Raw genomic sequence first — 25,320 nt, 5'->3', positions numbered from 1 at the left:
TGCTTACGACTTGTAGGCTGACGGGTGCAAATACGCCGATCCGAGGAGGGCCGTGGCGGCTCCAGTTGTGGGAGATGCCGACCTGCAGTCGGTGCGGCGGATCCGGCTCGATGTTTTGGGTATGTCATGTGCGGCCTGTGCCAGCCGCGTCGAGACGAAGCTCAACAAGATCCCCGGAGTACGCGCATCCGTCAACTTCGCAACCCGCGTCGCGACCATCGATGCCGTGGGCATGGCAGCCGATGAGCTGTGCGGGGTGGTCGAGAAAGCCGGATACCACGCGGCACCGCACACCGAGACAACCGTCCTAGACAAACGGACAAAGGATCCCGACGGCGCCCACGCCCGCAGACTGCTGCGGCGGCTGCTAGTCGCGGCGGTGTTGTTCGTGCCGCTGGCTGACCTGTCGACGTTGTTCGCGATCGTCCCCAGCGCCAGGGTTCCCGGCTGGGGATACATATTGACGGCCCTGGCCGCTCCGGTTGTGACCTGGGCCGCATGGCCCTTCCACTCGGTCGCGCTGCGAAACGCGCGCCACCGGACGACATCCATGGAAACGCTGATCTCGGTCGGGATCGTGGCCGCCACCGCCTGGTCGCTTTCGTCCGTCTTCGGCGATCAGCCGCCACGGGAAGGCTCGGGAATCTGGCGGGCCATTCTCAACAGCGACTCGATCTACCTCGAGGTCGCGGCCGGTGTGACCGTCTTCGTTCTTGCCGGTCGTTACTTTGAAGCACGAGCCAAGTCCAAGGCCGGCAGCGCGCTGCGTGCGCTGGCGGAGCTAGGCGCCAAGAATGTGGCGGTGCTGCTGCCCGACGGCGCGGAGCTAGTGATACCGGCGAGCGAACTCAAGAAGCGCCAGCGCTTCGTGACGCGGCCGGGGGAAACCATCGCAGCTGACGGAGTCGTTGTCGACGGCAGCGCGGCGATCGATATGAGCGCCATGACCGGTGAGGCCAAGCCGGTCCGTGCCTATCCGGCGGCCTCGGTCGTGGGGGGCACGGTCGTGATGGACGGCCGCCTGGTCATCGAGGCCACCGCGGTAGGGGCCGATACCCAGTTCGCCGCGATGGTCCGCCTCGTGGAGCAAGCCCAGACGCAGAAGGCGCGTGCCCAGCGCCTCGCCGACCACATCGCGGGCGTGTTCGTGCCGGTGGTTTTCGTCATTGCTGGACTTGCAGGTGCGGCCTGGCTCGTCAGCGGCGCAGGCGCGGATCGCGCGTTCTCGGTCACGCTAGGGGTGTTGGTGATCGCGTGCCCGTGTGCGCTTGGGCTCGCGACACCTACCGCCATGATGGTTGCTTCCGGACGGGGAGCGCAGCTAGGGATCTTTATCAAGGGGTACCGGGCACTGGAAACCATCCGGAGCATCGACACCGTGGTGTTCGACAAGACCGGCACGTTGACGGTTGGGCAGCTGGCGGTGAGCACCGTAACAATGGCAGGTTCAGGCACCAGCGAGCGAGATCGCGAGGAAGTGCTTGGCCTCGCCGCCGCTGTCGAATCGGCTTCCGAGCATGCGATGGCGGCGGCCATCGTTGCCGCTTCGCCGGATCCGGGTCCAGTCAACGGGTTTGTCGCCGTCGCGGGCTGCGGTGTATCGGGGGAAGTCGGCGGCCATCACGTTGAGGTCGGCAAGCCATCCTGGATTACCCGGACCACGCCCTGCCACGACGCGGCTCTGGTGTCCGCGCGCCTGGACGGCGAATCCCGAGGCGAGACTGTCGTTTTTGTGTCGGTCGACGGTGTCGTCCGCGCAGCCCTGACAATCGCCGACACCCTCAAGGATTCAGCGGCTGCCGCCGTCGCTGCGCTACGCAGCCGCGGGCTGCGGACGATTCTGCTCACCGGCGACAATCGGGCCGCCGCCGACGCGGTGGCGGCGCAGGTCGGCATCGACTCCGCTGTCGCCGATATGCTGCCCGAAGGCAAGGTCGACGTGATCCAACGGCTCCGCGAGGAAGGACATACCGTCGCCATGGTCGGTGACGGCATCAACGACGGTCCCGCGTTGGTGGGTGCCGACTTGGGGTTGGCGATCGGGCGTGGCACCGACGTCGCGCTCGGTGCAGCCGACATCATTCTGGTGCGCGATGATCTGAATACTGTTCCGCAGGCGCTGGACCTGGCCCGTGCAACCATGCGGACGATCCGGATGAACATGATCTGGGCGTTCGGGTACAACGTCGCAGCCATCCCGATTGCCGCCGCCGGACTGCTCAACCCTTTGATCGCCGGTGCCGCCATGGCGTTCTCGTCATTTTTCGTCGTGTCAAACAGCTTGCGGCTACGCAATTTTGGCGCTCAATAGCATGCCCAGCATGGCGGAACAGCAATTTTCCGTCGATGGACCGCACTGACAAGGGTTCAGGTCGGGGTCAGATCCAGGACTTCTGCTGCAGCCTGTGGAGGGAATCTCCGGCTGGCCCACCTCCTCGCCGGATCGTTCGCGTGCCAGCGCCCCGCGGTCCTGGTGTAGCCGAGCACGGGCAGATACGCCAACCGCTTCCAAAATCATCTGCACATTCAGCGCCGCATTCGCGACAACTCGCGAAGCATCGCGTTGTAGGCTTCCAGCTCGTCGTCGGCGTAGTCGCTGTCGGCATGCCGGTCTTCGCGGGACGCGACTCGGCGGTCTTGGCGCGCCCATTGGGTAACCAGCGCCACGATGACCATGATGACCGGCAATTCCGTTAGGCTCCAAGCAATTCCACCGCCGAGATGCTGGTCGGCGATGATGCTCGACAACCACGGCAGATTGACGGAACGATAGAACGTAGCGCCCACCGTAGACGACATCGTCATCAGCGCGATCCCGAAGAAGGCGTGGAACGGCATCACCGCGAACAACAGCCCGATCCGGCCCGGGTAGGGCAGTCGGCGCGGCCCTGGGTCGATGCCGATGATCGCCCAGTAGAACAAGTACCCGACCACCAGGAAATGGATCGCCATGAACTCGTGGCCCCAGTGATAGCGGACGAAGGTATCGAACAGCGGTGTGAAATAGACGATATAGGGCGAGGCCACAAAGAGGACGAATGCGGTGATCGGGTGCGACAGGAAAGTTGTCACCCGGGAGTGCAGCAGCCAGGTCAGCCATTCGCGAGCCCCCGGCGGCCGTCCATCACCCGTTACCGGCAGCACCCGCAGCGCCAGCGTGACCGGGCCACCGAGCACCAACAGGACCGGGATGAACATGTTCAGTGTCATGTGTTCGGCCATGTGGACGCTGAACATCGCCGAACCATAGGCCCGTACACCGGAGCCGCTGGTGAATACCAGTGCGGCGCAACCAGTCAGCCAGGCGATCAATCTGCCCACCGGCCAAGAGTTACCTCGGCGCCGCAGCGCGGCGAAGCCCGCCGCATACCCGATCGCGAGAACCACACCAGCGGCTCCGATCAGGCTATCGAAGCGCCACACGGTGAGCACCCGGGCTATGGTCGGCGGTTGCGGCAGTTCATAGCCGAGGAAGACATCCCAAGCCGTGAACGCGTGGGTGAGAAATCGCGGCGCGGTCATAACGGCCATGGCAGCTATCGAAGCCATGGCGGCCATCATGGCCAGTGCGGCACCGGAGCCACCACCGCGGCGACGGCCCGCATGTGGCGGCCTGACCAACAGCCGCCAGCAGTCAAACAACCACACCGACGTCAGGATTACCCCCGCAAGCAGACCAAGGCGGGCAAAATCCGAATCGACCGCCCAGCCCGGGATGAAGAGATAAAGCAGCATCGCTCCGTATGCCAACGCGAGCGCTCCACAGGTGACCTGCGTTACCAGCACAGCGCGGCTTGGCGTCGTTCCCGCCAACGCCGCAGCGATCTTGAGCCCGGTCAAGGTGGCGAACGCGACCGCGAACACGATCGCGGCGCTGGTCGCGTAGTCATGGTCGGGTCCCTGTCCCGGGTTACCGGTCACCGCGGTGGCGACGACGGCAAGCACAGTGGGGACAAGCAGCACAACGTGCCCGAGCCAGCGAGTGTACAGCCGCAGCGCCGTCGCAACCACCAGCGCGCAGATCGCCGCAACAATCCACCCGCGTGCCATCTCGGAGGCGGCGACGGAGTCCGATAGTGCCCCACTAGCCAGCAGTCTCGCGGGCCCCACTCCAGTATCGTGGGCGGCCTGAATGACCACCATGGTCGCGGCTAGCCCCAACCAGAGACCTGAAACACGTTCTGCCAGCAGGTGAATCCGGAACGCCGCGGCGTCGATTAAGCCATCCGGCTCGGGTTTGGCCGTCATGACCACGTGGATCAGCGCGCCCAGACACAGCGCACCGGCCAGCGACGCGGCGAAGAACCCGACCGGCTCGGCGACGCTGACGAAGGCGCCCGGATAGGGATTGCCGGCCTCAGCGTAGCGGCGCGCTCCCGACACCAGCCCGAAGGCCGCGACCACCGCGCACACACCCAGCAGGCCAATTGCCAGCCGTACCATCGCCATGGAGTTCGACCGGGGCGTTGGCACAGCCGACGTCGCACTCTTGGTAGCCCCGTGCGTCCCCATTCCTGGAGCTTACGGCCGCGCGTCAGGGCCGATGCTCATCGGCCGGGAACCGCCAGTTCCCCGGTACCGGCCTAGTGGCCATCAACCACATATTCTGCTCGCAGAATCGATGCCGACCCGAAAGTGACCACATGATCTCCCCCGACCATGGCTGCGCTCTTTATCGCCGAGCAACTACAGCAGTCCGAGCAGTTGTAGGTTGGTGACGTAGTTGATGATGGTCGGCGCCGACACGTGCGGGATGTCTGGATTGTCCTTGTCGGAGCCGACTTTCGCCGCTCGCACCGCGGCACGGAATCGGTCGGTCGGCGCGGAGCACCCCCTGGTCGGCTTAAGCGGCTGCAATCGCTGGGAATTGCTCGCCAGCAGCATCGGCAGCACCGAGTGCCGGCGTTGCCGATCCGGCAGAGCGCCCAGGCTGGCCTCAAACCGCTGCAACCACTCCGCAAAGTCATCGATGCGGCGTATCGGGTAGCCGGCCTCAATCAGCCAGTCCACATACTCATCGAGCCCGATACCGTCGTCGTGCGGGTTCATCACGTGATAGGTCGCAAATCCCGCCAACGATGAGCCGGCCACCCGCGCGCCCAGCACCGCGATCGCCTCGGCAACGAAGGTGACTGGCAGCCCGTCGAAGTGCGCGCGTTGCCGATTGCCCTCGGAGTCCGGTTCGTAGAACGAACGAGGCGCGATGCCGGTAGCCATCAAGCTCAACACCATCCGGGTGACCCAGTCCGACATGTTGAGCTGTCCGGCATAGCTGGTGTCGGCCAGGATCATCCCGCAGCGAAACACCGCGACCGGCAGCGCGCACAGGTCGTTGGCCTCGCGCAGCAGCACCTCACCGGCCCACTTGCTGGTGCCGTAGCCGCCAGCCCAGCCGCCGTCGACGGTGCGGGTGGGGCTGATTACCCGGATGTCGGCGTCCTCGGTGAACGCCGACGGCTCGATCGCAGCACCCACGTCGGCGGTTGACACGTAGGTGAAGGGTTTGAGCTTGGTGGTAAGCGCGATTCGGATCAGCTCGGCGGTGCCCGCGACGTTGGGCCCGAACAATTCGTGGTAGGGAAACGCGTTGACCATCGCCGCGGAATCGACAATCAAATCCACGGTTTCGGCCAGCCGCCGCCACATCGGTTGGTCCAGGCCCAGGTCGGGTTCGCTCTTGTCGCCTGCGACGACCTCCAGCCGGTCGGCGGCAAGCTCCTTGAAGTGCCGCAGCAATTCCGGGTCACCGCTATCGAAGGTCTTCTCCAGACGACGCCGCGCATCCTCGTCGGACTCCGCCCGCACCAAACAGATCAGCCTGCCGTCGACGTCCAGCCGCCGCAGCAATTCAAGGACCAGATACCGTCCGAGGAAACCCGTCGCGCCCGTCAGCAGGACCGTCCGTAGCTCGGGGCTCGGGCCCGGCAGGTTGACGGCGGTGGCCAGCGTGTCGGCGTCGATGAACCGGTCCAGCGTGAGGTCGCTGGCATGCACCTCGGTGGGGTTGTCGCCGTGCACAGACACCAAGCGCGGATCGCTGGTCGGTCGGGCATCTCGCCCCAACAGCTGGCTTAAACCTCTCGTCGACGACGCGTGCAGCAACGCGCGCACCGGCAGATCGGCGTTTAGGGTGGTGTTGATCGCGGCGATAACCCGCATTGCCGCCAGCGAATCGCCGCCGAGCTCGAAGAACGAGTCGTCGACGCCGACCCGCTCAAGCCCAAGAACCCGGGCAAAGATGCCGGCCACGGTCTTCTCAACCGGCCCGGCCGGAGCGCGATATCCGTTGGTATCACCGTATTCCGGTGCCGGCAACGCACGATGATCAAGTTTGCCGTTGACCGTCAACGGAAGCGCATCGATCACTACCACCGCGGCTGGCACCAGGTAACCGGGCAATCGCTGGGCTAGTTGCGCCCGCAGCCCGGCCGGGTCCACTGCCCCGGGGGCAATTTCGGTGGCATACCCGACTAGGCGCTTGTCCCCAGGGCGGTCTTCACGGGCGATTACAACCGCTTGACCTACCCCAGCCAGCTCGGCCAGCGCGGTCGCAACCTCGCCGAGCTCGATGCGATACCCGCGGATCTTGACCTGATCGTCGGTGCGCCCCAGGAACTCCAACTGGCCATCGGCGCGCCAACACACCAGATCCCCGGTGCGATACATGCGTGCCCCGGAACCGCCGAATGGGCAGGCCACAAACCGTGACGCGGTCAGCCCCGCCCGACGCCAATACCCAACACCGACGCCCGCACCGGCAATGTACAACTCTCCGGCCACCCCGGCCGGTACCGGGCGCAACCAGCTATCCAGCACAAACAACGCCGCCCCCGACACCGGAACACCAATCGGCGGCATCCCCGAACCCGGTCGCAACGGCGCACTTATCGCCGCACAGATCGTGGTCTCGGTTGGGCCATAAGCATTTAGCATCACCCGCCCGGGCGCCCACCGATCCACCAGCGCTGCCGGACATGCCTCACCGGCCACCACCAACGCCACCGACTCCAAACCCTGCGTCGGCAACATTGCCACCGCAGCCGGAGTCTGAGTCAGCACGCTGACGTGTTCGGCCACGAGCAGCCCATGAAAGTCGTTCGGCGAGGCCGCCACCGACTCGGGCACGATCACCAGTCGCCCACCACCTAGCAACGCGCCCCAGATCTCCCACGCCGAGGCGTCGAAGCCATAGGAATGACACTGCGACCACACCTGCGCCGCCGACAAGCGTGCCGGCAGTGATGCGAACAGCCTGGTGACGTTGCGATGGGTGATCCCCACGCCTTTGGGCTCGCCGGTAGTGCCCGAGGTGTACAGGATGTAGGCGAGGTTCACTGCGGCCGGCATGGGTGGGGGCGTGCCCGGATATGCCGCTAAAGCATCGACGACATCGATGATCGGCAAGTCGTGTCCCGCCAACCGGGAGCGCAGCCCAGCCGTGGTGACCGCGGCCACGGGCACCGCGTCGCCGAGCATGAACGCCACCCGCGGCGGAGGATTCGCCGGATCGATCGGCAGATACGCCGCCCCGGTTTTGAGCACTGCCACCATCGCCACGACCGCCGGCGCGCACCGCTCGAACAGCAGCGCCACACACTCGCCCGGGCCGGCCCCACAACCTGCCAGCCGATGCGCTAACCGGTTGGACGCCTCGTCGAGTTCCCGATACGTCATCGACGCGTCCCCGCAACACACCGCCTCCGCTTCGGGGATACGTGCCACCTGGGCGGCCAACATCTGCGGGATCGACACCGGCGTGGGCGCGGGCGCAGTCAGCACAGCGCGGTTACCCCACTCATCCAACCGGGCACGCTCGGTCCCATCCAGCGCATCGATCGACGACACCGTCCGTTCCGGAGCAGCGGCCACCGCCACCAACACCTTCCGCAACCGCTCGATAAGCACGTCGATTGCTTGGGCTTCAAACACATCGGTGCGGTATTCCACCGCTCCGCCGATCCCGGCAGGTTCGCTACCCTCGCTGAAGCGTTCCGCTAACGAAAACACCAAGTCCATGCGGGCGGTGCGGGTGTCGATCGGCATCGGGGTGGCCTGCAGATCACCCAAATTCAGCTGTCCAACCGGATTGTCCTGCCAGGCCAACATCACCTGGATCAGCGGGTGATGGGTCAGGGCTCGAGTGGGTTTGAGGCGATCAACGAGCACCTCGAAAGGTACGTCTTGATTTTCGTAGGCGGCCAGGCTGCGCGCTCGCACCTGCCCCAGCAGTTCGGCGAAGCTGGGATCACCGGCCAGGTTGACCCGCAACACCAAGGTGTTGACAAAAAAGCCCACCAAGTTATCCAGCGCAGGATCGCTGCGGCCGGCGATGGGAAATCCGACCGCCACATCGGGGCTTCCGCTGAGTTTCGACAGCAGCACGGCAAGCCCGGCAGCTACCACCATGAAGCTGGTCGCGTTGTGCTGGCGGGCGATCCGACGCACCTGCTGTTGCACCGACGCCGGCCAATCCACCACCAAACTGGCGCCGCGCTGATCGGCAACCGGTGGATAGGGCCGAGCGGTGGGCAGCCGCAGCCGTTCCGGCATACCGGCCAACGCATTTTCCCAGTAGGCCAGCTGCGCGGCGATCGGGCTGTCGCTGTCGTCGAGATCACCGAGGATTTCCCGCTGCCACAGCGTGTAATCGACATACTGCACTGGCAATGGCGCCCAGTCCGGTGCCCGACCCGCACAACGGCTGGCATATGCCGCACTCAGATCGGCCGTCAGCGGAGCCACCGACCAGCCGTCGGCGGCGATATGGTGTGCAACCGCCACCAGCACATGTTCGTCGTCGGCGATCCGGAAAAGCCACGTCCGCAAAGGTATCTCGGTTGCCAAATCGAAGCTGTGGCGCGCCGCCTCCTCGATGGCCCGTTGCAGCCGGTCAGCCGGCCATGCGGTGGCATCGACGATGTCGCAGCCAAGATCTGCCCGCCGCGCTTCGATGACCAGCTGCCGAGGGACCCCGTCGACCGCCGGAAACACCGTCCGTAGGCTTTCGTGGCGGCCCACGACATCGGCGACCGCCGCGCCCAACGCCTCGGTATCGAGATACCCGCGCAGCCGCAACGCCACCGCCATGTTGTAGACCGGAGCGGGTCGCTGTAACTGGTCGAGAAACCATAGTCGCCGCTGGGCAAACGACAACGGAATCGCCGCGGGCCGTTGCGCGGCCACCAGCGGCCTAAACCGATCTTCGCCCGTCGGCGCGTCGGGCGTTGGCGCGTAATCGGCCAGATTGGCGGCGGTATCGGCACCGATCAGATCCAGCAGCGAGAGGCGCCACCCCAGATACCTACGCGTCTCGGGCAGTATTCTGATGAGATCCAACGAGCCGATGCCCTCACCAAGCAGCGACGAGTCCGGCCCGATTGCCCGGCCGAGCTGCCGGCTCCAGATCTGCGAGAGGCCGGCCGCTCGCTGACCCGTCTCGGCGGTGTTTAGCCCAGCAGCTGACCACTGAGGCAGCCTCGGCAGGTTGTCGCTGTCGATCTTCCCGTTGGGCTTCCTCGGGATATTCGGCACGCCGACAACGAAAAACGACGACACTCCCAGACTCACGAGGACGAGCCTGATCCGGGTCGCCGCGGCAGCGTCTTGTTCGCCCTCGCGGGTCCGTTGGCTCTTGAACCACACTCCGAGGCTTCCGCTGTGCAACTCGACGGCGACATCTGACACCGCGGGGTCTTCGGCGATGCGCCTGGTTACCTCAGCGATATCGACACGCTTGCCGGAGATCTTGACGACGGCGTCTTTGCGTCCGGAGAAGACCGGAAATCCTTCGGCGTCGACGGTCACCCGGTCGCCAGTGGCAAAGGCACGGCGTCGGGAACCGTCTGCGGCCGTCACGGTGCCGAAGCCGTCGCCGTCGATCCCGAGGTAGCCGTCGGCGACTAAATCCCCGACAATGACGACTTCACCGAACGCGAGGAACACCGTGTTCGGTAGGATCGGCCGGCCGAGCCTGAGCAGTGCGCCGTCCATGGTGGTCTGGTCGCAAACGATCGGCAAGAAGGTGGCGACGACCGTGGCTTCTGTTGGACCATAGCTCGAGAGCAGCGAGATCCCTTGTGAAGCAGCCGATTCAAGCCACTTGTCCACGGCGCTACAGCGGATGGCTTCACCGCCGATTACGATCTGCCGCAGGCGCGAGCGGCCGATCGCGTCAATGGCGTCGCCGTCGGCGCACAACAGCTGCCAGACGGCGGTCGGCAGGTCGACGATTGTCGTCTCGCGGGCGACGAGATCGTCAACCAGCGCCGCCAGGTCGCCGGTTTTCATAGCCGCGGATCGCACCAGTCGCGCGCCACAGGCCGCGCCACCGAAAATCTCCTCGACGCTGATGTCCGATGTCAACGGAGCGCACTGCAGAACGGTGTCGTGGGCTCCCCAACCGTAGGCGCGGCTGATCGCATCACAGAAAACCGCGAGCGAGCCGTGTGAGATTCGCACCAGCTTGGGTTGTCCGGTAGTTCCCGAGGTCGGCATGATGTAGGCGGTCTTGGTGGCCAGCAGTGCGTCGTGTGTCACCTGTGTGACGCGCTCGTCAACGACCTTCCGCAGCTCGTCATGGCCGACAACCGCCAGCTGGGTGGCGGCCACGTCGACCACTGTCACCAAGATGCCATCGCCGTGCTCGGTAATCGCATTGGTCCGCACGGAAATTTCGTCAGCGGTGTCGCAGACGCTGTACCCGCAACCCGCAAGGTGACACGCGATGAGCAGGTCAATGGTCTTGTCGGTGTCGTCGTCGGTGAACACCAGAACATCACCCGGTGCGGCGCCGCGTTGCACCAACCACGCGACCCACGGGTAGACGAAGCGGCGCCTGCCGAGAAATTGGTGGACGCCCCTTGCGGAATCGAGAAACCACGCGGGCGTCGACGGCTGACGGGCTGGCCAATCGCCTTGGCAGCGAGTCCCGTCCGGGCCGATCCCGAACCAGTCGTTGACGATCATGGCGATCGGCCGATCCCACATCGCCGCCATCGATTCCAACGCTGCCGCTATCCGTTCCGCGACCTTGGGGTGTGTCTTGCACGCGGGCAGATCGGCTCGGTTCCAGATGGCTAGGTTCAGTGTGCGCTGTTCTTCGTCCAGAACAGACGCCACCGTCATGCCCTCGACCGGACCGATATCCGTGGCAATCGGGACCTCCGACAAGAACGGGCGCAGGCCAGGTGCGCATGGCTCGCGAATGAAATTTAGCGTCAACGCCTCCACGTGAGATGTCCGGTTGATCGCCAAATACATTCGGCGGTAATGCTCCTCACGAAGCCACCGGCGTCTTACCGCCTTGACATAGCCGCGGTCAAGCGTTCGAACGACATCGGACACCGACGCAAATGGGGGAAACCGGACGGTCTGGGCAACCGAATTGACCAAACAGGTCGCGACATTCAGATCAGAATCTCCGAACCGGTTGTCCACCGTGTGCACCAAGAGGGTTTCGGTGTTCTGCCGAAGGCTCGCGTCCACCGCGACGGCCGCCGCAGCCACCAGCACATTAAGCGGGACCCGCTGCGCTTCCGAAAGGGTCAGGATGGCATCAAACGCGTTGCCGCAGATCGTTGCCGATTCGTGCAGGACGCCCTTGGCCGCGGTCCCGGGAGCGTCGCTAACGCTGTGCCCGTGCCCGCCGTGGTATGCTTCGTCGGCGAGTTCACGCTGCACGACAGCCGACAGGCGCCCCCGCGATTCTTCCACCTTGGCCGTCTCACGACGGTGCGCCTCCCTGAGCTTGGCTAGACCCGCACCGACACTGGGGGTTTCGCCCGCCGGGTCGGTGGTCAGGTAACGCGCCAGGTCAGCTTCGATCGTCCCGGTCGCGCCGCCGTCCAGCAGGATGTGGTGGGTGTGAACGTCCAGACCGGTCACATACCCGTTCGGGTCGGTGTGCACCGTATGCCGCACCAGTGGCTTGCCCAGGATGCCCGAACACCATGTGCTCTGCAGGTGCTCATCGGCTGACCCCACCCGCACGATGTCGCCGAACCGTAGCCGCGGCACCAGATCCGGATAGTCTGCCCCCGAATTCTCCAGGACGCAAAGTTGCACGGGGTTGTCCAGTACCGTTGCGTGCAGAGCGGCCAGGAATCTCGCCAGCTCCAACCGGCGGAACCGATAGCTCTTGCCGATCAGATATAACGCGGGATTGTTATCCTGGCGCACGCCGTTGTAGAGGTTGCGCTGCGAGCGGCTTAACCGAACTCGGTGCACACAGCCTCCAGCTCGCGAAGCCAACCCGCAATCGACGGGTTCGCGGCCAATCGGGACGGCAGTTCGGATTGTCGGTTCACGCCTAGCTGCTTCATCAGCAGAACAAACCGAACAGAGTCCAGCCCGAGGTCGCGGAGATCCGTTTCGTCGCCATCAATGAGATCCGCCTCGTCGATATACAACACGTCGCAGACGGCGGCGAGGATTCGGTCCCGCACCGGCTCAGCCACGAACGACCACTCTGGCCTTGTCTGCTGTTGCCGCCGCTGCAAGCGAGGCCCGCATGACCTTGCCGGACTGCGTTCGTGGAATGTCGGTGACGATCACAATTGTCGACGGCCGCGCCATCGGCTCGGACTCCCGTCGAAAACGAGCCGCAATCGTGTGCTTGAGCGCCCGGGCTGCCGACTCGTCAAGCTCTGCCGATGCGACCACGGCCAGGCCCACCAGCGCGCCGAACTCTTCGTCAGGAATCTCGTAGCACGCGGCCTCGCGGACGCCCGACACGCCCTCCGCGATGCGATCGACCTCGTCGGGCGCAATGTTCACGCCACCACAGATGATCATCTCCGAGGATCTTCCCTTGATGTAGAAGAAGCCGTCCTCGCGGCGCTCCAGCAGGTCACCGGTGTTCACCCAGCCGTCAATCAGCACCTCTGCGGTGCGTTCGGGATTGTTCCAGTAGCCCAGCATGTTGGCCGGTGACTTAATCCATAGCGTGCCGAACGAGGCGGACGGGCCGGCGCCGGGGGCGGTAGGGCCGATGCCATCGGTAGCGGCAAGATAGACGTCCACGCCAGGGTACGGACGGCCAACAGCACCTGCTTCGATCTTGACGATCGAGCCGTCATCGGTCGGCAAACACAAAGCCGTGCAACCGGTCTCGCTCAATCCGTAGACCTGTGCGGTGCGCACGCCGGTAGCTTCGATAAACCGCACATCGGCCGCGATCGCCCGCGAACCACCGTATCCAACTAGGCGCAGCGAGGGAACCGTCGCGTTGGCGGACTTCAGTTCAGAAACTAACTTCGAAAGAAGCGTTGGCACTAGGCACGTCGTCGCCACCGCGTTCGTGGTGAGAATCTCCAGCAACGATGTCGTATTCTCGCCGCCGGTGACACACAACCCGCCGTGCATCAGGCAGGTAAGTATCCACCACAGTCCACCGATGTGCGTCGCCGGCAGCGGCGAGTAGGTGGTTTCGCCGACGACCCAAGTGACCCAGTTCAAACCCTCTTTTTGCAAGATGTCCGGGACGGCGAAGAAGGTGCGGTTGGCCAGTAGCACAGCCTTGGGCTCGCCCGTGGTACCGCTGGTGAAGATCATCGCCAGCGGATCCTCGCTCCCCTGGTCCGCGTTCCCGGCGAGGCTGGCTGCATCCAAGGAATGCTCGGATTCCCGTGTAACAGCGGCTATGTCGACCGCGATCACTGGTATCGAGTGCAGCGCCTCGGGAACGGCGGAAGATGCCATCTTGCTCCCTGGTGCGACGAGAGCCGCTGCGGGGTCGGTGATCTGACAGAATCGTTCGATGGCTGCGATCGGAAGATTGCCGTCGGCCATGACGGCGATCGCCCCGAGCTTTGCACACGCCAGCACCGACAGGTACGTCTCGGGTCCATTGTCGGAAATGACCAGCACCCTAGAACCCCGGCTAACCGACTGGGCACGCAAATCCGCGGCAAGGCCACCAACTTCGGCGACGAGTTCACGGTACCGCAGTGCGCTAGTGCCGTCGCAGCGACGCAAGGCGATTGCTTCCGGCTGCTGCCGTGCCTGCTCGAAGACCCGGTCCAGCACGGTAGATGGCAACTGAGGCATAGCTTGAAACTTCTTTCCTCCCATTGGATTACGGAATGTTGAGGGCCGCTAGTTCGATCTCACCGGACGCCGCCCCGCCGTTCTCGTCCCAGAACTCGATGACGCACGGGACCTTGAGATAGCGCCAGGTTCGTTCGATGACCTGCAGATCTCGACACAGGAGGCGGGCAGAGAACTTTTGCGGGTTCAGCGGTTTTCTGAACCGCGATGATGCCTTCCTGATCAGCATGCTAGAGAGCTGGTGTTGGCAGTAGTCGTCGATCGACCAGCCGCGAAGCACCCGGATTTCCTCGTTGAGGACGGCCGGAGCGAAGGCGCTGTAGGCGAGCTGATTGAAACACAGAATCAGTTCGACCGCGTTGAAGTGCCCCGTGCTTCGAATATAGGCGGACTCACCGATCGTGAAGTTGCCATAGGCAAGAACCGAATCCTCGGTGGCGCTGTACTGTGCGTCGATGAGGTAGCGACATCCTTTGCAGGAGTAGGGCTCGAGCACTCTGGCCAGCAGTTCCTCTGCGATCGGAACCGTGCCGCTGGATGCCAGCACCCGTGTGCAGGGCGTCAAGTCGGTGTGGCTCATGCCGCGTATCCCGGCGTCTTGAGGCCATCAAGCATGGTCAGGCGGTAGGTCGTCAGAGTGCCCGCGGCGCTGCCGTGCTTCGCTCGGTGCATGAGAACCCGGTTGTCCCACAAGATGATGTCGCCAACCTGGTAGTGCTGAGTATGTATGAACGGCGACTGGTACTCAGGATCGAGCTGTCCGGTCGCGGCCATGAGTTCTTGCAGCACCTCCGGATCAACCGGATTGCCGTCCTTGTCCTCGATCTTGGTGGTGCCCGTCGCGCAGATGTAGAGGATCTCTTGGCCGGTCTTTGGGTGCCGGATGACCGTAGGCCACTTTATTGGGGGCGTGGTCCGGTTGATCTCGTCCCATACCTCTCCGATGGGCCGGTAGACGTCGCTGGGTCGGATCTTGATGTGGCGTCGAGGGTCGTGGGTGCTGACGGTTCCGCGGGCCGGGTCTCGCTTGGCGGCGGGCAGCGACTGCCAGACCCTGGCGAGATCGATGAAATAGGTCCCGCGGTCGTGTCCAGGCACCGCCAGCGGCAGCACCATGGAAAACGCGAAAGGTTCCGGCATAAACATATAGTCGATATGCCAGAACGCGCCGGTTTTTGGGACCCCCTGACCTTCCTCAGTGGAGGAGACAAAGATCTCCGGGTGGTCTTCGTGATGGTACATGGGTTCGTAATACGGAACGATTTGTCCAATTATCCTGCCGAGTTTGATGAACTCCCGCGGAGACGGATGGACGTCTTTTAGCACAACGAGCTTGTTCGTGTAAACGATATCCCGGATCTCGTCGGTGGTTATATCGTCCAGATTCTTGGGATCGACCCCTGTGACCTGCGCACCGAGTCCCTCGCCTTTGACCTTAAGCGTCATCGGTTCTTTTCTCCTTGTTCATTGTTCGGCGTCGGTTGTCCAGGTAGTGGGCAGCAACGGGACTGTAGTGCTTGTGCTGTGCGACGACAGTTGAACCATTCCGGCCGCGGCGCCGCTGGTTGTCGGTGCGGTACCGGCAAAGCCGAGAGTGCCGGCACCTTGACTGCCAGCCGCGTTGGCGGGAGCGGGCACATCCGTAGCGGCGTCCACCGTGGCGGTCGCGTCCAAAAATTCGTCGCGGTAACCGCGTATCCCGACGCCGCTTTCGCTGCGCTTTCTTCGGTGGGCTCGGGCGAGGCCCGGTCGTGCTGCGCCCGCGGTTGCAAGGGTGTCGGCGGCGGTGTCAGGTGATTTGGTGCCGGCTTTAGGGCCAGAGCTAACCCCGGGTGGCGCCAGGCCGGGCACGGCATAGCTGATGCCGGGTGCAGCCGAAGCGCTGCCAACCGAGTTCGAGCTGGGAGCGGCGGGCGCGGGGTTGCTGGTGGGCGGGCTTCCGCCGGGCACGGCCGCCGTGGCCGGCGTGACAGCCACAGCCAAGTTTGCGCCCCATTGGTCGCCGGGACCGAGCGCTGCGGCGATAGGAAGCAGTCCAGCCGGGGGCAGGTTCAGCAAATGGATCAGCGCGCTTAGGGCGGTCAACGCGCTCAAGGTGGGAGTGAAGAACGGAAGCAGGAGCAGGCCGTACGAGGCGTAATAGGGATACCAAAGAAAGTCGTACAGCTGCAGGGCAACAAGGGCAAGGACGACCGTTACGGCCGGGCTGAAGCCGAATTGCTCGAAAAACTCCAGAAAATACTTGTACGGGTTGGCAATGAAATCCAAGATATCCCGGATGAGCTGACCAATTGAACTCAATACGTCTAGCCGGGTATCTGCGGCATCGCCGCCGGGCGCGCGGATCGGTGGCGCCGGTTGGGTGGACGGTACGGCCACCGTGGCCGCATCGGCGACGGCCTGGTAGGCGGCCATGGTGTCGGCGGCTTGCAGCCACATGCGGACATAATCGGCTTCGTTGAGCGCGATCGGAACGGTGTTGATCCCGAAGAAGTTGGTGGCGATCAGAACGCCATGAATGGCGTGGTTGGCGGCCAGCTCTGCTGGGGTGGGCATCGCGGCCAGGGCGCTGCAGTAGGCAGCGGCAGCCGCTACGTGCTGTGCGGCGGTGACGGCGCTGTTGATCGCGGTTTGCTCAAGCCAGGCCAGATAGGGGCCATGGGCAGCCACGTACTGGGTGGCGGCGGTTCCCTGCCAGCTGCTGGCCTGAACCTCGCCCAACAATTGGCCCAACTCGGCGCATGCGAGTGCGTACTGATCACTAAGTTCTTGCCACTGCTGCGCGGCAACAAGCAATGATCCCGGACCGCACCCGGCGCTCAACAGGCCCGAGTGCACCTCCGGTGGTATAGCCATCCATATCGTGGCCGCCAGGACTCACCTCCTTGCCTAGGCAGCGCTTTGCTTCACCCGCGGTGTTAGTCGGCCATAACGGGCAGAAAGTTCCCATCGCGCCCAGGAAAGGTGCGGTACCTTCCCGTATCAACTCGTAGGATCTGGGTAAATCCCTTGTGTCACTTCAGTTTCACGGTTATCAGCGGGGCGCTCTTTGTCAGTGCCCGACGTTATGATTCGAACATGTTAGCGAATAGCCGGGAGGAGCTTGTCGAGGTCTTCGACGCGCTGGATGCCGACCTGGACCGCTTGGACGAGGTGTCCTTTGAGGTGCTGAGCACCCCGGAACGGCTGCGGTCTCTGGAACGTCTGGAATGCTTGGCGCGCCGGCTACCGGCGGCCCAGCACACGTTGATCAACCAACTCGACACCCAAGCCAGCGAGGAAGAACTGGGCGGCACGCTGTGCTGCGCGCTGGCCAACCGGCTGCGCATCACCAAGCCCGAAGCCGGCCGACGCAGCGCCGAAGCCAAGCCTTAGGGCAACGTCGGGCGCTCACTGGCGAACCGTTGGCCCCGCAGTTGACCGCCACCGCCACCGCCCAACGCCAGGGCCTGATCGGCGAGGCGCACGTCAAAGTGATTCGCGCCCTTTTTCGCCCACCTGCCCGCCGCGGTGGATGTGTCCACCCGCCAGGCCGCCGAAGCCGACCTGGCCGGCAAAGCCGCTCAATATCGTCCCGACGAGCTGGCCCGCTACGCCCAGCGGGTCATGGACTGGCTACACCCCGACGGCGACCTCACCGACACCGAACGCGCCCGCAAACGCGGCATCACCCTGAGCAACCAGCAATACGACGGCATGTCACGGCTAAGTGGCTACCTGACCCCCCAAGCGCGGGCCACCTTTGAAGCCGTGCTAGCCAAACTGGCCGCCCCCGGCGCGACCAACCCCGACGACCACACCCCGGTCATCGACACCACCCCCGATGCGGCCGCCATCGACCGCGACACCCGCAGCCAAGCCCAACGCAACCACGACGGGCTGCTGGCCGGGCTGCGCGCGCTGATCGCCTCCGGGAAACTGGGCCAACACAACGGTCTTCCCGTCTCGATCGTGGTCACCACCACCCTGACCGACCTGCAAACCGGCGCCGGCAAGGGCTTCACCGGCGGCGGCACCCTGCTACCCATGGCCGATGTGATCCGCATGACCAGCCACGCCCACCACTACTCCCCCGCAAGCGGGAGGTACCCCCAGGCGATCTTCGACCACGGCACACCCCTGGCGCTGTATCACACCAAACGCCTAGCCTCCCCGGCCCAGCGGATCATGCTGTTCGCCAACGACCGCGGCTGCACCAAACCCGGCTGTGACGCACCGGCCTACCACAGCCAAGCCCACCACGTCACCGCCTGGACCAGCACCGGACGCACCGACATCACCGAGCTGACCCTGGCCTGCGGCCCCGACAACCGACTCGCCGAAAAAGGCTGGACCACCCACAACAACACCCACGGCCACACCGAATGGCTACCACCACCCCACCTCGACCACGGCCAACCCCGCACCAACACCTTCCACCACCCCGAACGATTCCTCCACAACCAAGACGACGACGACAAACCCGATTGACCCCTGAACGCGAGCCCCACGGCGCTCACGCACCACCCGGGCCACCGTGCTCGCACAAGCCACAACGGCCGGGAGCTTTAACCACCACGCATCAACCGTTTTGCAAGGCTGCAGGGGTGTGCCCGCGGCGATGTGGTCCGAGCCCGCTGGAGCAATCCGTCGGCATTGCGCGACTATTGATGGCATGGACTGCGAGGTCGCGCGCGAAGCGCTGTCGGCACGACTCGACGGCGAGCGCGCACCGGTGCCCTCGGCGAGAGTCGATGAACACCTGGGCGAGTGCAGCGCCTGTCGCGCATGGTTTACCCAGGTGGCCAGCCAGGCTGGTGATCTGCGTCGGCTCGCCGAGTCCCGCCCGGTTGTCCCGCCTGTTGGGCGCCTCGGGATCCGCCGGGCGCCGCGGCGGCAACATTCACCGATGACCTGGCGACGTTGGGCGTTGCTGTGCGTGGGCATCGCGCAGATCGCCCTGGGCACCGTGCAGGGGTTTGGCCTAGACGTCGGCCTGACCCATCAGCACCCGACGGGTGCCGGCACCCACTTGCTCAACGAGTCCACGTCGTGGTCGATTGCGCTCGGTGTGATCATGGTGGGCGCGGCGCTATGGCCGAGCGCCGCCGCCGGCCTGGCCGGTGTTCTGACGGCGTTCGTCGCCATACTGACCGGCTATGTGATTGTGGATGCGCTGTCCGGCGCGGTCAGCACCACGCGGATTTTGACTCATCTGCCGGTGGTGATCGGCGCGGTCCTGGCAATCATGGTGTGGCGAAGCGCCTCTGGTCCTCGGCCGAGACCGGATGCGGTCGCCGCTGAGCCCGATATCGTGTTGCCCGACAACGCATCACGCGGACGACGGCGCGGTCATTTGTGGCCCACCGACGGTTCCGCAGCCTAGCGGGTATCGCCCAAATTTGCGCAACCGCAAGCTGTTTGAGACCACGAAGAACGATGAGAACGCCATGGCCGCACCGGCCACCAGGGGGTTGAGCAGTCCGGCAGCGGCGACGGGAATCGCGGCGATGTTGTATCCGAATGCCCAGACCATGTTGAGTTTGACGGTGCGCATCGTGGCCCTTGCCAGGTCAAGCGCAAGGGGTACAACGTCGAGGTGGTCGCGGACCAAGATGATGTCGGCGGCACCGATCGCGACGTCCGTGCCGCGCCCGATGGCCATGCCTAGATCGGCACGGGCCAGTGCGGGTCCGTCGTTGATGCCGTCACCGACCATGGCGACGACATGTCCGCGGTCGCGTAGCTGCTCGATGACATCGACCTTGCCTTCCGGCAGGATGTCGGCGATCACCTCGTCGATGCCGACGCGAGTAGCCACGGCCGCCGCCGATTCGGGATTGTCACCGGTCAACAGCATGGTGCGCAGACCACGATCGGCCAGGGCGGCCACGGCGTCTCGCGCCGAGTCCTTGACGGCGTCGGCGACCGCGATGACCCCGCATGGTTCGCCGTCGACCTCGACGAATACGGCCGTCTCACCCAGCGATTCGGCGTGGCGCCGGGCCGCGCGCATGTTGGGGTGGCACGACGAGGACCCGATCCATGACGGTTTGCCCACCCGTACCGCCCGCCCGGACACGGTGCCGCTGACGCCGCGGCCGGGTATGGCGCGAAAGTCGGTGACCGCGTCTCGCCGAGTCGTTGCCGCGGCGATCGCGAGCGCCACCGAGTGCTCGGACGCGGCTTCCACGGTCGCGGCCAAGGCGAGCACCTGGTCGGCCTCCCAGCCCGGTGCCGCGGTCACCGCACTGACCTGCAGCCGGCCCGTCGTCAGGGTGCCGGTCTTGTCGAAGACGACGGTGTCCACCGCGCGGGTGGCCTCCAACGATTTGTAGCCCTTCAGAAATATTCCGAGCTGGGCACCGCGACCAGAGGCCACCATCATCGCGGTCGGAGTCGCCAGCCCCAGGGCACACGGGCAGGCGATGACAAGCACGGCGAGTGCGGCCGAGACGGCACGGTCGGGTTGTCCCCCGGCGATTAGCCATCCGGCTGCGGTTAGTGCCGCGATAACCAACACAGCGGGAACAAACACCGAGGAGATCCGGTCGGCTAGTCGCTGTGCGTCGGCCTTTTGCGCCTGCGCTTGCTCAACGAGGCGGACCATTCCGGCGAACTGGGTGTCGGCGCCCACCGCGGCCGCCTCCACGATCAGCCGGCCGTCAAGCACTGTGGTGCCGCCGATGACCTGCCCCCCCGGACGCACCCGGGTCGGTTTGGCCTCGCCGGTCATCGCGCTCATGTCGACCGCAGCGGACCCGTCGACGGCGAGGCCGTCGGCGGCAACTATCTGCCCTGGACGCACCACGAAGCGCTGCTGTTCTTTGAGTTCGTCGGCCGGGATGACCATCTCCGACCCATCCGGTAGCAGGACGGCTACTTCCTTGGCGCTCAGCGCCGCCAAGGCTCTCAGCGCACTGCCCGCCTGCGACTTGGCGCGCGCCTCGAAATACCGCCCCACCAGCACGAACACCGTGACACCCGCCGCGACCTCGAAATAAATAGCATCGCTTCCCAGCAGCGCCTGCCATATGCCGCTGCGCTCGATGGGCGAGTGATTGCCGAAGACGGTGTACAGCGACCAGATCGTGGCGGCCGTGATACCGACCGAGATTAGCGTCTCCATGGAGGCGGCGTGGTGGCGGGCGTTGCGCATCGCAACGCGGTGAAACGGCCACGCCGCCCAGGTCACGACCGGCAGTGCCAGCGCGCTTAGCACCCACTGCCAGCCGGTGAAGCGCGTGGCAGGCACGACCCCAAACATCACCGACAGATCGGCCACGGGCACAAACAGCACGGCGGCGATCGCTAGCCGGATCAGCAGCTGTCGAGCGTGGTCGGCGTCCGGATCACTCGCGCTCCGACCGTCATCCGTGCACAGATCGGCCTGATAGCCCGCGCGGCGGACCGCCTGGCACAGCGCGGCAGCGTCGACCGCCTCGCTGGTGTCGATGGTTGCCACCCGGGTGCCGAAGTTCACAGCTGCCCGAACCCCCGGCAGCTTGTTGAGGGTCGATTCCACACGGTGGGCGCACGCAGAGCACGACATCCCGCTGATTCTGAGTTGTATCCGCTGCACACTCGCGTGGTGTTCACCGGTCACGGCCGTCGTCATCGTGGCTCCTCACTTCCGGCCGACCTGTGGCCTCCGCTCAACATCGGCGGCGGCATGACCAAGTTAATGACCAAATTACTCACCTCACCGAAGCCGCCTGACGCGGTGAACGCACCGGCGGATAGTCGTCTTCAACAGGCCGTCAACACCGGCAGCAAGCGCAGCAGAACGCGGGCCGAACTGGCCGCCACCTCGCCGACAAACCGATTGAAGTCCACCCCCGAATCGGCTCCGGCGAGATCGGAGAGCGCGCGAATGACCAGCCATGGGATATCGAAGGACGCGCAGATTTGCGCCACCGCACCGCCTTCCATTTCGACGGCCATACCGCCGAGTTCGTGGTGCAGCCGGTTGCGGGTGCGCTCGCAGTGAAGGTATTGGTCACCGGTCAGGATGGTGCCGTAGTAGATGCGTGGCTGCCGGCCACCACCTCCCGCGGCGGTGGACAGCGGCGCCAGCGTGAACCCGTCGAGGCGGTGTTTGACCCGATCGATGACCGCGGGATCAACCGGGTATCCGAGCCGCTCGGTCGGTTCGATGAAGGGGATGTGTCCGGGCTGATAGGGGCGCAGCCGCTCATCGGTGAGCAGACCGAAGTCGTGTTGGACGACCCGATCGGCGATGACGATGTCACCGATGCATAGCTCGGGATCCAGCCCGCCGGCCACTCCCGTGAAAACGATGGTGCGGCAGCCGAATCGATCGGCAAGCAGCGTTGCGGTCAGGCCCGTGTTAACTTTGCCCATGCCGGCGGCGGCCAACACGACCCGGTGCGCGTCGAGTTGGCCGCTATCGAAGAGGATCTGCGCGACCTGCTGGCGTTTCGCATCGACCAGGACACCGCGCAGATACGCCAGCTCTTGCGGGATCGCACAAATGACGCCGACCGTCACCGCCATCCGTTCGGTCGCAACTCAATCTCCAATCGCCGGTCACCGGCGGCTAGCGGCTCTCCCGCGCCGCGCGCGATTGTAGCGAGAAAGTCGCGGCCCTCGGCGCGGGCCTGACCTCAACAACGCTCCACGCCTCTGCGCATAAGGCGCAAGTCAGAGCGCTGGCCGCGGCGCCTGGCGCGCAGCACGGCCTGCAGTGCGTCGCGGGCACGCGCTGTGATTGGCGCGACCACGCCGCGGTCGGTAGAGCTCTGGCTGACCCAGGTTGGCAGTGTTGACACAGCGTCGGTCCTTCGTCGGTCCGGCGACATTGCGCCACCTGATCCAAGTTCACCCGGGCGGCTTTACGGGCACGCCGCGCCGGAGTAAACAGTGCGAAAAAGGCGCTGGTGACCTTTGACACAACCCGCAGGCCCCGCACAGGTGGGATTTTGGCTGGTCAGGTGAGCATCGCGGCGCGCTCGAGGTCGAGCAGCTGCTCGCCGCGCCGTTCGACGTCATAAGCCTTGCGCCCGCCGCGCACACCGAACAACCGCTTAGAAATCAGCAGGTAGACAACGGCGGCGACATTGATGCTGAAGGTCACGACCCGAGTCGTCGTGATGCCCTTGGCCAGGTCGTGAACCTCCAACGGCAGGAAAATTGAGGTGGCCACCACCGCGAAGTACTCGCCCCAGCGCTTCAGCAGCCACAAACCGACCCCCTCGACGGCCTGCAGCACTGCGTATGCCGCCAGCATGCCCGTGATCAGGGCCAACGTCGACGGTTTGGCGGCCAACGCTTTCTCCAGAGCGTGGATCACCGTCATTTGATCGACCTTGAATCCGGCCGCACGCAGGACCGGCAAGTCCCTATCCAGGGTCGCCTGGATAGCTCCCCGCGCACCGCGAAACTCCCACACCGCCCACGCGGCCAGCGCCAACACCAACGCCCGGACTAGCCGTTCGACCCCGAGCGCGCGAATGATGATGGCCTGACGTAACGCCTTGCCGCGCATAATCAACGGCGCATCCTCGGGAGCACCACGCCCCTGCGGCCCACCGAGCGCGAAATCGCCGCAGCGCAAGCAGCGCCATACTTCGCCCAGCCCGGTGCTGGCGCGCAGCCGCGCAGCAAGTGCCGCGTCGTCCGGCGCGTAGGTGACGTGTCCCCCGAGACCACAGGTGATCAACTCCCACCGGTTGCGGATGCGGTTTTGGTTCTTGGCCACTTGCGCTCCTTAGCTGCCGGTCTGAGGTGGTTTGCGACCCGTATCCGCCGATCATTGGATGCGGGCAGCCAATCTCGCAAGCTAACGCGCACTTGGTCATATCGGCCGCCGCCATTGGGTTCTCCCGATTAGACGGGTGCGCGCCACGTAACGAGCACCCGGCCGTACAGCAGCCGACGGATACACGCCCCGGGCAGCAGGGCGCGAACGTGGCTGCGTAGCTCATGCAACGTCTGCGGGGGCGGCCACTTGATCGGAGCGGAATGTTCCCACTTGCCCTTGACGCGATTGGCCATGCCGCAGGCAACCCAGCTTGTCAAGTGCCATAAGCCGTTTCGCAGCGAGGGCGTCACGAAGGTGACCACGGCCAGCGTCCCACCGGGAGTTACCAGCCCGCCGAGCCGGCTCAGCGCCGTCCGAGTGTCCTCGATGTGGTGCAGGGCGGCATTGGAGACCACGGCGTCGAAGCCCGCGTTGGGCAGCTCAGCCGTCATGATGTCGGCATGCAGCCAGCGGATCGGCGCGTTGGCGAACCGTGTCTGCGCACGTCGCAGGACGGGCGCATCGATGTCCACTGCCGTGACGTAGGGTATGCGCCGAGCCAGCCGGGCAGCCAGCAACCCGTCGCCGCACCCGACGTCGAGCACGCACTGGGTACCGAGCGGCACCATGGCATCCAGCAGAGCGTCGTAGTGGATGTTGGCGTTCCACGGTTGATCCACGGTGACATCCTGCTCGACGGCGGAGTCGTCGCTCGCGCTAGCCCGAAGCTACGTCGGGCCAAAAATCCTATTCAGGCAGGTGATCTGGTACATCTTTTCTTGGTGCAACCGAACCCGTGAGCGAGCGTGTCGGTACACCGACACGCCCCCATGGCGTCATGCCCTACCGCGGGCGTACTGATCGCTCAGCTTGGCCAACGTGGCCTCGATTCCCGCCGCATTGGACTTCGCGAAACCCGTCATCTCGTAGAACTTCAGGCCGTTCTTGATCGCACCGGCGGCGTGGTAGTCGAATGTCTCGGTGACGCGGGTCAGTGTCGGTGACAGCGATTCGAATTCCCATCTCCACCGATGGCCTAACGGGTGGCTCCACTCGACCAATTCGTTCGGTTTGAGCGCGGTCACCCTGCTGGTGATGCGATACGGTAGGCCGAACAACTTCATCTTCGTCGAAAACTTCGACCCGACAACTAATTTCGCCGGTACCTTGATGTTGCCGCGAACCGTGCCCGATCCGTCCAGTTCGCGGTGGCGCCGGGGATCAGCAACGATGGCGAACAACTCGGCCGCCGGCGCGGCCACCTCCACCGAACGGCTCACCCGGCCGGGTCCAGCATCGACAACGGTCACAGTCATCATGTCTCCCTTCGGTTGTATCCCTGGTGTGCCCGGTTTGACCGCCCGGTACTCCTCGCGTCCACCCCAAACAGCCAGACCGAGGTCACCGGTGCGCACTCGACGCCACGACAGGCTCCCCGAACGTCCCTTGACCACGGTACTTCTAGTTTGGCGCAACCGAACCCGCGAGGGTGCGTGTTTGTACACCGACACGCCGCTAGGGCCGTACAACTG

At 64.9% G+C, this 25,320-nt stretch carries 16 protein-coding genes and 1 other annotated feature; of the genes, 4 read left to right on the top strand and 12 right to left on the bottom strand.

Going from position 1 to position 25,320, the window contains the following annotated elements; translation table 11 throughout:
• The first annotated feature begins 52 nt into the window (after positions 1-52).
• Positions 53-2,311 carry a cation-transporter P-type ATPase B gene (gene ctpB / locus Rv0103c; protein NP_214617.1) on the top strand — a complete coding sequence of 753 codons (2,259 nt, stop codon included), beginning with the start codon at positions 53-55 and terminating at the stop codon, positions 2,309-2,311.
• A 215-nt stretch (positions 2,312-2,526) separates the two neighbouring features.
• Here the strand turns inward: ctpB and Rv0102 are convergent, their stop codons facing one another.
• The 7 genes from Rv0102 to PPE1 all read right to left on the bottom strand — a co-directional run bounded on the left by Rv0102 (position 2,527) and on the right by PPE1 (position 16,902).
• Complete coding sequence (locus tag Rv0102) at positions 2,527-4,512, bottom strand: integral membrane protein (protein NP_214616.1); 1,986 nt, start codon at positions 4,510-4,512, stop codon at positions 2,527-2,529.
• 174 nt (positions 4,513-4,686) lie between these two features.
• Positions 4,687-12,225: a peptide synthetase Nrp gene (nrp, locus tag Rv0101; protein ID NP_214615.1), complete on the bottom strand. Its 7,539-nt coding sequence runs from the start codon at positions 12,223-12,225 to the stop codon at positions 4,687-4,689.
• The gene (locus Rv0100; protein NP_214614.1) at positions 12,207-12,443 is read right to left on the bottom strand and encodes a hypothetical protein; all 237 of its coding nucleotides are present in this window, start codon (positions 12,441-12,443) and stop codon (positions 12,207-12,209) included. Before Rv0100 ends, nrp begins: the two co-directional genes overlap by 19 nt.
• A gap of 4 nt (positions 12,444-12,447) precedes the next feature.
• Positions 12,448-14,070 (bottom strand): fatty-acid--CoA ligase FadD10, encoded by a 1,623-nt coding sequence (gene fadD10 / locus Rv0099; protein NP_214613.1) that lies wholly within the window; start codon positions 14,068-14,070, stop codon positions 12,448-12,450.
• A 4-nt stretch (positions 14,071-14,074) separates the two neighbouring features.
• Complete coding sequence (fcoT, locus tag Rv0098; RefSeq protein NP_214612.1) at positions 14,075-14,626, bottom strand: fatty acyl CoA thioesterase FcoT; 552 nt, start codon at positions 14,624-14,626, stop codon at positions 14,075-14,077.
• Complete coding sequence (locus Rv0097; RefSeq protein ID NP_214611.1) at positions 14,623-15,492, bottom strand: oxidoreductase; 870 nt, start codon at positions 15,490-15,492, stop codon at positions 14,623-14,625. Before Rv0097 ends, fcoT begins: the two co-directional genes overlap by 4 nt.
• 18 nt (positions 15,493-15,510) lie before the next feature.
• Positions 15,511-16,902 (bottom strand): PPE family protein PPE1, encoded by a 1,392-nt coding sequence (gene PPE1 / locus Rv0096; protein ID YP_177690.1) that lies wholly within the window; start codon positions 16,900-16,902, stop codon positions 15,511-15,513.
• Positions 16,903-17,010: 108 nt separating this feature from the next.
• On the opposite strand from PPE1, the gene Rv0095c reads away from it, so the two are divergent.
• The 3 genes from Rv0095c to Rv0093c all read left to right on the top strand — a co-directional run bounded on the left by Rv0095c (position 17,011) and on the right by Rv0093c (position 19,411).
• Positions 17,011-17,421 carry a hypothetical protein gene (locus tag Rv0095c; RefSeq protein NP_214609.1) on the top strand — a complete coding sequence of 137 codons (411 nt, stop codon included), beginning with the start codon at positions 17,011-17,013 and terminating at the stop codon, positions 17,419-17,421.
• Positions 17,011-18,513 (top strand) — a repeat region (REP-2, len: 1503 nt. REP251, member of REP13E12 family.). Its footprint overlaps the gene before it by 411 nt.
• The gene (locus tag Rv0094c; RefSeq protein NP_214608.1) at positions 17,563-18,516 is read left to right on the top strand and encodes a hypothetical protein; all 954 of its coding nucleotides are present in this window, start codon (positions 17,563-17,565) and stop codon (positions 18,514-18,516) included. (Overlaps the previous feature by 951 nt.)
• 46 nt (positions 18,517-18,562) lie before the next feature.
• The gene (locus Rv0093c; RefSeq protein ID NP_214607.1) at positions 18,563-19,411 is read left to right on the top strand and encodes a membrane protein; all 849 of its coding nucleotides are present in this window, start codon (positions 18,563-18,565) and stop codon (positions 19,409-19,411) included.
• On the opposite strand, the gene ctpA is transcribed toward Rv0093c, so the two are convergent.
• The 5 genes from ctpA to Rv0088 all read right to left on the bottom strand — a co-directional run bounded on the left by ctpA (position 19,358) and on the right by Rv0088 (position 25,299).
• Positions 19,358-21,643 carry a cation transporter ATPase A gene (gene ctpA, locus Rv0092; RefSeq protein ID NP_214606.1) on the bottom strand — a complete coding sequence of 762 codons (2,286 nt, stop codon included), beginning with the start codon at positions 21,641-21,643 and terminating at the stop codon, positions 19,358-19,360. The genes Rv0093c and ctpA overlap by 54 nt on opposite strands.
• 131 nt (positions 21,644-21,774) lie before the next feature.
• Positions 21,775-22,542: a 5'-methylthioadenosine/S-adenosylhomocysteine nucleosidase gene (mtn, locus tag Rv0091; protein ID NP_214605.1), complete on the bottom strand. Its 768-nt coding sequence runs from the start codon at positions 22,540-22,542 to the stop codon at positions 21,775-21,777.
• 433 nt (positions 22,543-22,975) lie between these two features.
• Entirely contained in the window at positions 22,976-23,746 is a 771-nt protein-coding gene (locus Rv0090; protein NP_214604.1) for a membrane protein, read from the bottom strand.
• Positions 23,747-23,874: 128 nt separating this feature from the next.
• Positions 23,875-24,468: a methyltransferase gene (locus Rv0089; RefSeq protein ID NP_214603.1), complete on the bottom strand. Its 594-nt coding sequence runs from the start codon at positions 24,466-24,468 to the stop codon at positions 23,875-23,877.
• Positions 24,469-24,624: 156 nt separating this feature from the next.
• Positions 24,625-25,299 (bottom strand): polyketide cyclase/dehydrase, encoded by a 675-nt coding sequence (locus tag Rv0088; RefSeq protein ID NP_214602.1) that lies wholly within the window; start codon positions 25,297-25,299, stop codon positions 24,625-24,627.
• Between the last annotated feature and the right edge of the window lie 21 nt (positions 25,300-25,320).

Source organism: Mycobacterium tuberculosis H37Rv (genome assembly GCF_000195955.2).
GTDB classification, from domain to species: Bacteria; Actinomycetota; Actinomycetes; order Mycobacteriales; family Mycobacteriaceae; genus Mycobacterium; species Mycobacterium tuberculosis.
Note: the sequence above shows the minus strand (reverse complement) of the source record. Positions and strands in the feature narration are given on the sequence as shown.

Coding starts and splice junctions, on each gene's coding strand:
- Rv0097 (NP_214611.1), bottom strand. CDS start 15,492: ATGACGCTTAAGGTCAAAGGCGAGGGACTCGGTGCGCAGGTCACAGGG.
- PPE1 (YP_177690.1), bottom strand. CDS start 16,902: ATGGCTATACCACCGGAGGTGCACTCGGGCCTGTTGAGCGCCGGGTGC.
- fcoT (NP_214612.1), bottom strand. CDS start 14,626: ATGAGCCACACCGACTTGACGCCCTGCACACGGGTGCTGGCATCCAGC.
- ctpA (NP_214606.1), bottom strand. CDS start 21,643: ATGACGACGGCCGTGACCGGTGAACACCACGCGAGTGTGCAGCGGATA.
- Rv0102 (NP_214616.1), bottom strand. CDS start 4,512: ATGGGGACGCACGGGGCTACCAAGAGTGCGACGTCGGCTGTGCCAACG.
- mtn (NP_214605.1), bottom strand. CDS start 22,542: ATGGCGGTGACGGTCGGCGTCATTTGTGCGATCCCGCAAGAGCTGGCG.
- fadD10 (NP_214613.1), bottom strand. CDS start 14,070: ATGGGAGGAAAGAAGTTTCAAGCTATGCCTCAGTTGCCATCTACCGTG.